The 12,489-nt window shown below is 31.9% G+C and carries 10 protein-coding genes; 7 read left to right on the top strand and 3 right to left on the bottom strand.

The annotated features are described in order from the left end of the window. Positions 1 to 107 precede the first annotated feature (107 nt). Positions 108 to 1,100, top strand: coding sequence for a glycosyltransferase family 2 protein (locus D1816_RS02810; protein ID WP_118501106.1), 993 nt, complete (start codon positions 108 to 110; stop codon positions 1,098 to 1,100). A 98-nt stretch (positions 1,101 to 1,198) separates the two neighbouring features. Further along, positions 1,199 to 2,074 carry a flagellar motor protein MotB gene (locus D1816_RS02805; protein ID WP_118501105.1) on the top strand — a complete coding sequence of 292 codons (876 nt, stop codon included), beginning with the start codon at positions 1,199 to 1,201 and terminating at the stop codon, positions 2,072 to 2,074. 370 nt (positions 2,075 to 2,444) lie between these two features. On the opposite strand, the gene D1816_RS02800 is transcribed toward D1816_RS02805, so the two are convergent. Continuing rightward, a complete protein-coding gene (locus D1816_RS02800) occupies positions 2,445 to 3,032 on the bottom strand; it encodes a PPC domain-containing protein (RefSeq protein ID WP_118501104.1) in 588 nt (195 codons plus the stop codon). A gap of 231 nt (positions 3,033 to 3,263) precedes the next feature. On the opposite strand from D1816_RS02800, the gene D1816_RS02795 reads away from it, so the two are divergent. Further along, positions 3,264 to 4,136, top strand: a complete 873-nt coding sequence (locus D1816_RS02795) for an AraC family transcriptional regulator (protein WP_118501103.1) — start codon at positions 3,264 to 3,266, stop codon at positions 4,134 to 4,136. A gap of 35 nt (positions 4,137 to 4,171) precedes the next feature. Here D1816_RS02795 and D1816_RS02790 read toward each other — a convergent pair whose 3' ends face one another. Together D1816_RS02790 and D1816_RS02785 are read right to left on the bottom strand one after the other, a co-directional pair. Further along, positions 4,172 to 4,792, bottom strand: a complete 621-nt coding sequence (locus tag D1816_RS02790; RefSeq protein WP_066310849.1) for an L-threonylcarbamoyladenylate synthase — start codon at positions 4,790 to 4,792, stop codon at positions 4,172 to 4,174. A 110-nt stretch (positions 4,793 to 4,902) separates the two neighbouring features. Further along, positions 4,903 to 7,236, bottom strand: a complete 2,334-nt coding sequence (locus D1816_RS02785) for an ATP-dependent helicase (RefSeq protein ID WP_118501102.1) — start codon at positions 7,234 to 7,236, stop codon at positions 4,903 to 4,905. A 342-nt stretch (positions 7,237 to 7,578) separates the two neighbouring features. On the opposite strand from D1816_RS02785, the gene D1816_RS02780 reads away from it, so the two are divergent. The 4 genes from D1816_RS02780 to D1816_RS02765 all read left to right on the top strand — a co-directional run bounded on the left by D1816_RS02780 (position 7,579) and on the right by D1816_RS02765 (position 12,481). Beyond that, positions 7,579 to 7,866, top strand: coding sequence for a hypothetical protein (locus tag D1816_RS02780; protein ID WP_066310854.1), 288 nt, complete (start codon positions 7,579 to 7,581; stop codon positions 7,864 to 7,866). A 258-nt stretch (positions 7,867 to 8,124) separates the two neighbouring features. After that, a complete protein-coding gene (locus D1816_RS26230) occupies positions 8,125 to 10,509 on the top strand; it encodes a PKD domain-containing protein (RefSeq protein WP_066310857.1) in 2,385 nt (794 codons plus the stop codon). 147 nt (positions 10,510 to 10,656) lie between these two features. After that, on the top strand, positions 10,657 to 11,190 hold the full coding sequence (locus D1816_RS02770) for a DsrE family protein (RefSeq protein WP_118501101.1): 534 nt from the start codon (positions 10,657 to 10,659) through the stop codon (positions 11,188 to 11,190). Positions 11,191 to 11,194: 4 nt separating this feature from the next. Next, positions 11,195 to 12,481, top strand: a complete 1,287-nt coding sequence (locus tag D1816_RS02765) for an amidohydrolase (RefSeq protein ID WP_066310862.1) — start codon at positions 11,195 to 11,197, stop codon at positions 12,479 to 12,481. The last annotated feature ends 8 nt before the right edge of the window (positions 12,482 to 12,489 follow it).

Below are 12,489 nucleotides of genomic sequence, written 5' to 3'. Positions count from 1 at the left end.
TTATCCTTTTGATTTTGTTATTTCCCAAAAGTCGAGGTCAAAAATAGATTACAAATTATTTTTAAAGTTCAACTTAAATTTCCAATTAAACTCATTACTTTGCAGCCGTGAAAATAGCAGTAGTCATACTTAATTGGAATGGAAGGTCTTTATTAGAACAGTTTTTACCTTCTATTATAAATTATTCAAACGAAGCAACTATTTATGTAGCAGATAATGCCTCTACAGACGACTCTATTCATTTTCTTGAGAAGACATTTCCAGATGTAAATATCGTCAAAAATGATACTAATGGTGGTTATGCCAAAGGGTATAATGAAGCACTTGCAAAAATTGATGCTGATATTTACTGTTTACTTAATAGTGATGTAGAAGTTACTAAAGATTGGCTAATACCTATAATACAAACTTTTAAAGATTCTGATAAAATAGCAGTAATCCAACCAAAAATCTTAGATTATAAAAAGAAAACACATTTCGAATATGCAGGTGCAGGAGGCGGTTTTATAGATAAATTTGGATATCCGTATTGTAGAGGTCGAATTTTTGATACTCTTGAAGAGGACAATGGGCAGTTTGATGATACTACTTCAATTTTCTGGGCTAGCGGAGCTTGTTTATTTATAAGAAAAGAAGTTTTTGAAGAAGTAGGCAAACTCGATGAAGACTTTTTTGCACATCAAGAAGAAATAGATCTATGTTGGCGTATCCATAACTATGGATATAAAATAGTCTATGTTGGCACTTCGACAATCTATCATTTAGGCGGTGCAACTTTAGATACAATGAATCCGCAAAAAACTTTTCTAAATTTTAGAAATAATTTATATCTACTCATCAAAAATGTACCAGGAAATATAATTTGGTTTATATTGTTTAGCAGATTAATTCTTGATGGGTTGGCTGGGGTTAAATTTTTACTTTCGGGGAAATTATCTCACTTATTTTCAATTCTAAAGGCACATTTAAGCTTTTACGCTAATTTTATTTACTTTATAAAAAAACGAAAAAAACTTTCAAAGTCGGGGAAATATTATACCATTTTTTCCGTTGTATGGCAGTATTTTATTTTGAAACATAAACATTTTAAACAATTATAGGGTTATATAATAAATTAATGTTAACGGATTAGTATTACGTCACATTTTTAATAATTTTGAGTTATATAACCATTACAAGACTAAAAACAAATTTTCTAATGAAAAAAGCAATGATTATTGGAGCCTCTATGGCAGTATTATTATCTTCATGTGTTTCACAGAAGAAATTTTCTGAACTAGAAGCCAAAAACAAGAAAACAGAAGACCTACTAAATACAGCTACAGTTAAGTTAAACAGCTGCCTTGAAGAAAAAGCAAGCTCATCGTCACAATTAAAAGTTTTACAAGACCAAGTATCTAATCTTAAAAATCAGAATTCTGCTTTGTTAAACAATGTTGGTAATTTAGCAACACTTTCAACTAAAGAAGCAGAAAACTTAGAGAAGTCTCTTGAAAGTATTAAAGAAAAAGATCTTCAGATCAAGACAATGCAAGATGCACTTACCAAAAAAGATTCTGTAACCTTAGCATTGGTTACAAGTCTAAAAGGTGCATTAGGAAACTTGGCTGATGAAGATATAGAGGTTAATGTAGAAAAAGGTGTAGTTTATGTATCTATTTCTGATAAACTTCTATTTAAAAGTGGAAGCTATAATGTATCTACCAGAGCACGTGAAGTGTTAGGTAAAGTGGCTAAAGTAGTTAATGACAAACCAGATATCGAATTCTTGGTAGAAGGTCATACTGATAGTAAACCGTATAAGAGTAACAAGGCTATTCTTGACAACTGGGATCTAAGTGTAAAACGTGCAACAGCAGTTGTTCGAGTTTTACAAAAAGACTTTAAAGTAGATCCTAAGCGTATGACTGCTGCGGGACGTAGTTACTATGTACCAGTTGCAGACAATGGTTCTGAAGCAAATAGAGCAAAGAACAGACGTACAAGAATTGTTGTACTACCTAAACTTGACCAATTTTATAACATGATTGAAGATGGTATGAAAAAAGCATCTCAAGGACAAGGAGGAAACTAGAAAAACATAGAGATTCTCTATATAAAAAGGCCATCATTTCTGATGGCCTTTTTTTATGCCTATATAATATAAAAGATCCTTAAGCCATTAATATACATCCTAAATTAATAGACTCTGTACTTCTCTAAAGAAACTTTATTAATAGTAGTTAATAACATGAGTTTGACTTAAGTAAAGTTGATATCATAGTTATGCCAATTCATATACTTACAAACTATGTAATGAGTTATAAACAGTATTTCTCATTAAGACATAAGATCGTTGCGACACAAGCCGATCACTAACTTTAATTTATATATCATACTATAGGATTTGACAAAAAAAAGGCAATACTCACGTATCGCCTTTTTCTTTGTGGTTGTGGTAATAATTACATATTAACCTCTTTTGTAAAGCTTCTATCGCCTAGATCAAAAGAGATTATATATCTTCCCGAAGGTACTTCAGAAAACTTATACAGTCTTTCAAAAATTAAGTTTTCTTCTTCAACTTTTTCTGTTAATAAGGTTTCTCCATTCTCATCTGAAATCGAAATACTTAGAGGTGACTTCTTAGATCTAGTAAGCATAACTTTTACCAAAGAATTTTGTACAAGAACTTTAGGCTTAAAAATAGTTATCGAAGAATCTTCGATTAATGCTATTCCTTTAGAGTTCTTTAATACTGGAGTTACTTTAACATCAAATTCTGTTTCTGTTTCTACAAAATAAATACCATCTGCTACAGAATTAAAATTGAAATACTTTCTATATGATGGCATTGCTTTCAAAGTGGCATTAAACAGAATAGTTCCTGTGTAATCCTTAAGATACAATTTTTGTCCTTTGCTAATGTTAGATAGTGAAACATTAATTGTAGAAGAGTTCTCTATTCTAACAGATAAAAAATCTGCTGCTTTTACAGCTGTACTAAATAAGATAACACATATTAGTAAGCTTAGGTTAATTACTCTTTTCATAACGTTCTAGTTTTAGTTGTTAATATCTTTTGTCGGTACAAATGTAATCCAGATATATCTGTAGAAACACAACAATATTTGCACATATCTATGCTATTTTAACCCAAAAACACTTATAAACACATTTTAATATCAAATTAACATATTTTTTAATTTAAATTTACATTAATTTAACGTTAGAAATGCAATATTAGTAGTCGATTAGAGTATCCTGAAAACAAGACATCATTTATGAAAATTGTAAAACCATCATTAGAAAAAATAGTTCCAGAATTTGGGAGCTCACTTTATTACGAGAGATTTTCAAAAGAAAACAAAAATAAAAATCCCATATGGCATTATCATCCTGAAATTGAAATTGTATATGTAAACGGAGGTACAGGGAAAAGACAAATAGGGAGTCATATGTCTTATTATAGAAAGGGTGCATTAATGCTTATAGGCTCTAACCTACCCCATTGCGGATTTACAGATCATACTACAGGGAACAGTAGTGAAACTATAATTCAAATGCTACCCGATTTTCTTGGTTCTACATTTTTTGATGTCCCCGAGATGAATGCCATTGGTCAACTTCTTGAGCAAGCAAAAAAAGGTATTGTATATCATGGTGATACTAAAAGAAGGATTGGAGCACAAATCGAAGCGCTAAAAGATCTAGAGTCTTTTGAAAAACTACTTGGTTTTTTAGAAGTGCTAAGAGAAATGCAAAAAACTAATGATTATACCATACTTAATGCAGAAGGTTTTATCGTAGAAACTTCATTACAAGATAATAATAGGATTAACCTGATATTTAATTTTGTACAACAGGAATTTAGCAGACCAATATCTCTAGATGAAATCGCGGATAAAGTAAGTATGAGCGTTCCGGGGTTTTGTAGGTATTTCAAAAAAATTACAGGAAAAACATTTACTCAATTTGTAAATGAATACAGATTGGTACATGCCGCAAAGTTATTACATGAAAAACAAACCAGTATCACAGATATTTGTTATGAAAGTGGCTTTAGTAATTTCTCTCATTTTAGTAAATTATTTAAACAATTTACAGGAAAAACCCCCAGTATGTATAGGACAGAATTAAATTATGTGATTTCTTAATCACAATTACCCATTATAACACAACAAATTAAAACCTAGATAATATCTATACTCCCTTTACCTTCTCTAACGAGAACAGGTTCATGGCTAGTTAAATCTATAATAGTAGAAGGTATATTATCTCCAAAACCACCATCTATTACAATATCAACTAGTTTATCCCATTTTTCGAGAATTAACTCTGGATCGGTAGTATATTCTATAACTTCATCCTCATCATAAATTGAAGTAGAGACAATTGGATTTCCCAAACCTTCAACAATAGCTAGACATACATTATTTTCTGGTACTCTGATACCAACTGTTTTCTTTTTTTTAAAAACGGTTGGCAAATTATTATTACCTGGTAATATAAATGTATAAGGACCAGGAAGTGTTCTCTTTAATAACTTAAAAGTAGCATTGTCGATTTGTTTTACATAATCAGATAAATTACTAAGATCTTTACAGATAAATGAAAAGTTTGCCTTCGCTAACTTAATCCCTTTGATTTTAGCAATTTTTTCTAATGCTCGTGTATTTGTAATATCACAACCTAAACCATAAACCGTATCTGTAGGGTAAATAATCAATCCCCCATCTCGCAAACAATCCACTACTCGTTGTATTTCTCGAGGATTTGGATTTTCATTATATATTTTTATAAACTCTGCCATAACGAAGTTAATGCTATTCAAAGATAATTCTTCTTGTGTATATCTCTCAAAATTAAAGGTTCCTCTTACTAATAATACAAAGAAGTATACTATTACTTATACATCAGCAGCTAACCTATTACTTTTAATTTTGCAAAACGAAGCAACAATTTTTTAATCCCTCCTTTTTCAAAATTAATCTCTGCTTTTTTGTCTTGCCCTACTCCTTCAATTTTAATAATTTTTCCAATTCCGAAACGCATATGCTCTACAACACTACCAGGAATTAATTCTTGATCAAATAAATTAGTGTTATTATCTGTATTTGTTGAACCGTTAGAAACGGGACGCAATTTTCTCAACTTTCGTAGCTGTTCTTCGTTTGGTTTATGTGCTAATGGTGGCGCACCAGACACCGGTTTTTTGAGTCGCAATTTACTTTTATCTACTTCTCCAAATATATCAGCATCTATTAAAGGCTTATATCTGTAGCCTTCTACAGGTGTTAGGTATTCAAGAAATTTATCATCGATTTCTTCTATAAACCTACTTGGTTCTGCATCAACGAGTTTTCCCCATCGATATCGAGATTGTGTATATGTCAAGTAAGCTTGTTTTTCAGCCCTGGTCAATGCCACATAAAACAAACGTCTTTCTTCTTCTAACTCACTTCTTGTATTCATACTCATTCCCGAAGGAAAAAGGTCTTCTTCCATACCCACAATGTATACATATGGAAACTCTAGTCCTTTTGCTAAATGAATAGTCATTAGTGCAACCCTATCATCATCACCAGTATCTTGATCCAAATCTGTTGCTAGTGCTACATCTTCAAGAAACTCTGCTAATGATCCTTTTGAATCTACTACTTCTTTCTGCCCTTCTACAAAATCACGAATACCGTTTAATAATTCTTCAATATTTTCAATTCTAGCAATACCTTCTGGAGTACCATCTTTCTTTAACTCTTGTAATAATCCTGTTTTCTTTGCAACTATTTCAGACAAAACAAAAGCATCTGAAGTTTTATTAGTGACTTGAAAACTCTTGATCATATTCATAAAATTTTCTAGTCTGGTCTTAGTACCACTATTAATTTTAAGATTAATACGATCTAAATTTTCAATTACCTCAAATATTGACCGATCATAATGATTAGCAGCCACAATAAGTTTATCTACCGTGGTACCACCAATACCTCTAGCGGGATAATTAATTACTCTTTTTAATGCTTCCTCATCTTTAGGATTAATGATCAATCGCAAATAGCCAAGAACATCTTTTATTTCTTTACGTTGATAAAACGAGAGTCCACCATAAATCCTATATTTTATATCTCTTTTACGTAATGCATCCTCTATAGATCGTGATTGCGCATTTGTTCGATACAGTATTGCAAAATTACCATTATCTAATTGATGGTTCATTTGATTTTCAAATATAGAACTTGCGACATATCTACCCTCATCGGCATCGGTTAATAACCTATTTACTATAATTTTAGGGCCAGGATCATTTGCGGTCCATACTACTTTATCTAATTTGGTTTTATTCTTATCAATAATTGAGTTTGCAGCCTCTACGATATTTTTTGTAGATCTATAATTTTGCTCTAAACGGTATTGCTGCACATTATCATAATCCCTTTGAAAATTAAGGATATTGTTGATGTTAGCACCTCTAAAAGCATAAATACTCTGTGCATCATCACCTACTACACAGATATTCTGAAATTTATCTGACAAAGCTCTAACAATAAGATATTGAGAGTGATTTGTATCTTGGTACTCATCTACTAATATATATCTAAATCGATTTTGATATTTAGATAATACTTCAGGAAACCTGTTTAATAATTCATTAGTTTTAAGCAATAAATCATCAAAATCCATAGCTCCGGCTTTAAAACAACGATCTACATAATGCTGATAAATTTCACCCATTCTAGGGCGCTTTGCCATTGCATCTGCTTCTACCAATTCGCCATTTTGAAAATAAGCTTTTACGGTAATCAAACTGTTTTTATACGATGAAATCCTTGAATAAACCTGTTTGTATTTATAAATATCTTTGTCAAGCCCCATCTCTTTAATCACAGAGGCAACTAAACGTTGAGAATCTTGAGTATCATAGATGGTAAAATTAGAAGGGTATCCTAATTTATCTGCTTCAAACCTTAAAATTTTAGCAAATATCGAATGAAATGTTCCCATCCATAGATTTTTGGCTTCACTAGCTCCTACTATAGTAGAAATACGTTTTTTCATTTCACGCGCTGCCTTATTGGTAAAAGTCAACGATAAAATATTAAATGAATCTACTCCCTGATGCATCAAATAAGCAATTCGATAAGTTAATACACGCGTTTTTCCTGACCCTGCACCGGCAATAACAATCATAGGCCCATCTTTCTGAAGTACAGGGGCTCTTTGTGCATCATTCAACTCTGCTAAATATTCTTCCAACGTAACAATTTTAAAGATGGAAATTTAAGGAAAGAATAACGGTTATAAAAACACTCTTGGCTCTTTTTGTAAACAAATCATCGTCAATAACTTTTATAATTTTACCGTGATTACAATACCATCGTAAACAGTACTAAACTCGAACTCTTAAAAGTTAATTTAAACACAAAAACGATAGTGCAAATCCAATTATTAACAAAGATTTTTCCTACATAAAAACTAATTGTTAGTAAATTTAATAGACAAAATACATTGTTTTAAGTTAAAATGTATTATATTTAAGAAATTTTTAAAATTTACCCATTTTTACTCAACTAAATCCCAACCTTAATCTAACACACTATGGCCCCAAATGTGAATGTACAGTTTATAGAAAAAGAGCAAATTAAATTTTTGAAGTTTCCCAAAAAAGATGTCCTGGATAAAAGAAAAGATCAAATTGACCGATTTTTAGAGTTACAAAGAGCTTTATCTTTAGGCAACCTTGAACGTCAAAAAGTTAAAATAGTCTTTGTAGACGATACTGGATTTAAAAAAGTAGAAACTACAATTTGGGGAATAACTGACCGAGAAGTTATTTTAAAGCAATCTACTATCATACCTCTAGAAAGAATTATAAGCATCTCATAAGTTTTAATATAACCATGATATTTCTAAATCTTAGATATAGATAATCATCGAGTTTTTTTTAATCTATGTTTTTAGATTATGGTAACGGCGTATTTTGTTTTCAAAATACGTCTTACTTTCTTAAAATAAAGCAGATCCGAACAAAGAATTATATATTTAACAATTATACTAAATACGTGTTTAACATACTAAAATTGTTTTTTTTCAGTTGTACTACAAAAATGCATTCAATATCTACCATATTATACCCGTCTCATAATGAATAAGAAACTAGTAAACATTTTTCTACTTACTCTATTTACAATAAGTAGTTTTATAACTCATTCACAATCATCTACAAAACATCTAATCGCCCAAGATCAACAAAGTTTTATCAATGATTTAATAAGCCAAAAAAGCAACCAACCTATGGCTATTAAAATATCTAAAGATGAAACATTATTATGCTCTATTACGCTAAAAAAGCAAACCGATCAAGAATTTACAATTATAGGTAAAGTCGATAATCAAAAAACATCAATACTTTCTTTATCAAAAGTAGCTGGAAAGTTAGAAGGTAATATTGTTCTACAAGATTCTAAGAAAGCATATAAAATTTTCGTAGCATCAGATAATAAAGTATATATCGAAGAAACTGATATCCATAGTGTTCTATGTATAGATTATGAAAAAGTAAGCGGTAAGACTTCTAGTAAAAATACACCCATTACAAAAATGGCACTTGAGTTAGAGAGTCTTCCTGGAGCAACAGGTGTGGTATACTTAGATTTTGATGGTGAAGTTGTAACAGGTACTAGTTGGAAAGGTGGTGCTACAATAAATGCTAGAGCTACAAGTTTTTCTGACGAACAAATTTTAAGGATTTGGAAAATAATGGCTGAAGACTTTAGACCTTTTAATATCAATATTACAACAAGAAGAGACATTTTTGAAGCAGCCCCAAGAAATCGTAGAATGATGTGTATTTTCACTTCTACAGATGATGCAGCTCCAGGTTCTGGAGGTGTAGCTTTTTTAAGATCTTTTGGAAGAAGTAATGACAACCCTTGTTGGGTTTATAATATAAGCGGCAGTAGAGTTGCTGGAGAAACTGGTTCACATGAAGTAGGCCATACACTAGGTTTACAACATGATAGCCAAGGCAGTACAGAGTATTATGCCGGACATGGAAAATGGAGTCCAATAATGGGATGGAGTGCTAGTAGAGCTATTGGGCAATGGAGTCAAGGAGAATTTGAAAACGCTAATCAAACACAAGACGATATAGCAGTAATGGCTGATAATAACAATGGTGTTGGTTTTCGAGATGATGATCATAGTAATGTTATAAACAATGAGGTAACAGAAATTAAAGTTGACTCTGATGGAAATGTTAGTGCTAGTCAAAATTTTGGTTTTATTGGTAAAAGAGATGATAAAGATGTATTTTCCTTTATAGCAGAGGCTGGCGATGTATCTTTTGATTTTAATCCTGACCCCGATTATCCGAATTTGAATATACAAGCCAGACTTATTAATGCACTTGGCGAAGAGATTGTATCTTCTGACCCTGATGGTTTATCTGCATCTATTAATGAAACTTTAGCCGCAGGAACGTACTTTATTGAAATTGATGGTGTTGGTGAAGGAACTCCTATAAACGGATATTCGGATTACTCATCATTGGGTAATTATTTTATCTCTGGAAAATATACGCCTGGAGATAACAGACAACCTCCTGTTGCAAATTTCGAAATATCTGGAAATGACTGTTCTGATATTACTTTTAAAAGCACTACAATAAACAAAGTAAACTCATATCTATGGGATTTTGGAGATGGAACAACATCTACAGAGCAAAGCCCAACACATACTTATACCACTAATGGGTCATATACTGTATCCTTAACTGCAGTTAATGATATAGGAGAAAACAAAAATGAAAAAAAGGATTATGTAACTATAAATCTTCCTGAACAACCTGTTGCAAGTGATCAAAATATCTGTCCTGGAGAATCAGCCAATATCACAATCTCCGGAAATAGTGAATACCGATGGTATTCAGAACCAACTGGTGGTATTGTAATTGCTACAGGTGCAACATATAACACACCTGCTTTAGATGCATCACAAACGTATTATGTTTCGGGAATTATTGGAGATTGCACAACGGCTACCAGAACAGAGGTAAGCGCTATAGTTCTTGAAATACCTACTTCTCCAACTATAGCAGTCAATCAAAATCAAAGACTTGCCATAGATACAGAGTTTACCTCATACCAATGGTTTTTGGATGGAGAAGTATTAGCTGATGCTAATGGATCAACATATCTTCCTGAAGAAACAGGAACATATACATTACAGGTAGCTAATCAAGCTGGTTGTACTGCTCTTTCTGCAGAATTTGCTGTAGATCAATCTCAACTTAATTTAAGTCTTAATAGTAAAACATATACCTACTACCCTAACCCCGTTAGCGACGATAAACTTTTATTAATAGATGGTATTACTGCTAATGATTTTAATATAAGTATCGTAAATGTACTTGGCGAAGTCGTACTGCGAACCATGCCTACTCCTGAATTAGATGTTTCTGAATTATCAAAAGGATTGTATATGATACTCATTGATAATAAATATATAGGAAAATTAGTAAAACAATAGTTTAAAATACACTCACTTTGAGTTCATTACAAAGCCTATCTGCTCATAAAGCAGATAGGCTTTTTTAGTAACTAACATATCTTAAGTGGTATTTTAACTTTCCTTTAATAGATTTTTGAATATCTTTAGAAGCCAAAAAAATAGCTTTTGAAAAATATTCTTCTATTTACGTTTAGTCTTATTCTATTTCCGTTATTCATTTTTTCACAAAAAGAAGGTAAAATCATAACAGATTATGGTAAAACCTATGAAGTGAAAAAACCAGACTTTAAAACCGATAAAGAAAATGAGTTAAAAGCAGTATTTGATATTGGCCGCACCTTTAAGGATAGTTCAAAAGTAAATCCTTTATTTAACACGGCGGCGCGATATTTAAATATGCATGCAGATGCTGGCATAGCACTAGAAAAACTTAAAGTTGCATTAGTTATTCACGGTTCTGCTGCTAATGATATCCTAATTGATTCCGAGTATAAGGCTAAATACGGTATCAATAACCCAAACACGAAGCTTATTGCTGATTTATCAAAGAAAGGCGTGCAAATTATTCTTTGTGGGCAAACCGCAGCCTACCGTAAGATATTAAAAGAAAATACTTTACCAGAAGTACAATATGCATTGTCTGCAATGACTGCTTTGGTTCAATTACAGAATAAAAACTACAGACTTATTAATTTTTAATATAATGAATACACAAACGCTACTAGTACTTTTTTTAATGGCTATTTGTACAGTTCAGGCTCAAAAAATAGATCCTGAAGTAGAATCAATGGCAATAAAATTAGAATCAAAAGTTATAGAATGGAGAAGAGATTTTCATGAAAATCCTGAACTTTCTAATCGAGAATTTGAAACTGCAAAAAAGATTGCTAAACACCTTAATAGCTTAGGGCTTGAAGTAACTGAAAAGGTTGGTAAAACAGGCGTTGTAGCTATATTAAAAGGGGATAAAAAGGGAAAAACAGTCGCTTTAAGAGCAGATATTGATGCTTTACCTGTTACCGAAAGAGCAGATGTACCCTTTAAATCAAAGGTAAAAACTACTTTTTTAGATACCGAGGTTGGTGTTAGTCATGCCTGTGGGCACGATACCCATACTGCAATATTAATGGGAGTAGCTGAAATTCTTGCGAAAAACAAAAGTAAAATAAACGGTACTGTAAAGTTTATTTTCCAACCGGCAGAAGAAGGACCGCCACCCGGAGAAGAAGGTGGTGCTAAATTAATGATTAAAGAAGGAGTGTTAAAAAACCCTGATGTAGACGCAATTTTCGGACTACATATCAATTCTGGAACCGATGTAGGAAAAATCCGTTACAAACCTGGAGGAACAATGGCAGCTGTAGAACGTTTTGTCATTAATGTAAAAGGAAAACAAACTCACGGATCTGCACCTTGGACAGGAGTTGATCCAATTCTTATCTCAGCAAAAATTATTGACGGATTACAAACTATTATTAGTAGAGAATCCCCTTTAGTTAATGAAGCAGCTGTTATTACTGTTGGAAAAATTACCAGTGGAGTTCGATTTAATATTATTCCTGAAAGTGCTGAAATGATTGGTACTGTAAGAACTTTAGACCCTAAAATGAGAGCTCTTATTATTCGTAGAATGAATGAAATGGTACCTGCAATTGCCAAAGCCTACGGAGCTGAAGCAACAATCAATTTTCAAAACAATACATCCATCACTTATAATGATCCAGATTTGGTAAAACAAATGTTACCTACTATTCAAAGTATTGCAGGTAAAGAAAATGTACTTTTGTCAAAAGCAACTACTGGAGGTGAAGATTTTTCTTATTTTCAAGAAGTAGTGCCTGGCTTTTATTTCTTTTTAGGTGGTAAGTCTCCTTCAACAAAGAACGCTCCTTCACATCATACACCTGATTTTTACATTGATGAAAGTGGTTTATTATTAGGGGTTAAAGTGATGTCACAGTTAACTTTAGATTATCTCAACGCCCAATAAAATAGATT

This window comes from Aquimarina sp. AD10 (assembly GCF_003443715.1).
Lineage (GTDB): Bacteria > Bacteroidota > Bacteroidia > Flavobacteriales > Flavobacteriaceae > Aquimarina > Aquimarina aggregata.
This window is presented reverse-complemented; position numbering and strand designations above follow the sequence as displayed.

What these genes read in the sequence shown, in the direction of transcription:
- D1816_RS02805 (WP_118501105.1), top strand. Translation starts at nt 1,199, where the DNA reads ATGAAAAAAGCAATGATTATTGGAGCCTCTATGGCAGTATTATTATCT.
- D1816_RS02800 (WP_118501104.1), bottom strand. Translation starts at nt 3,032, where the DNA reads ATGAAAAGAGTAATTAACCTAAGCTTACTAATATGTGTTATCTTATTT.
- D1816_RS02795 (WP_118501103.1), top strand. Translation starts at nt 3,264, where the DNA reads ATGAAAATTGTAAAACCATCATTAGAAAAAATAGTTCCAGAATTTGGG.
- D1816_RS02790 (WP_066310849.1), bottom strand. Translation starts at nt 4,792, where the DNA reads ATGGCAGAGTTTATAAAAATATATAATGAAAATCCAAATCCTCGAGAA.
- D1816_RS02780 (WP_066310854.1), top strand. Translation starts at nt 7,579, where the DNA reads ATGGCCCCAAATGTGAATGTACAGTTTATAGAAAAAGAGCAAATTAAA.
- D1816_RS26230 (WP_066310857.1), top strand. Translation starts at nt 8,125, where the DNA reads ATGAATAAGAAACTAGTAAACATTTTTCTACTTACTCTATTTACAATA.
- D1816_RS02765 (WP_066310862.1), top strand. Translation starts at nt 11,195, where the DNA reads ATGAATACACAAACGCTACTAGTACTTTTTTTAATGGCTATTTGTACA.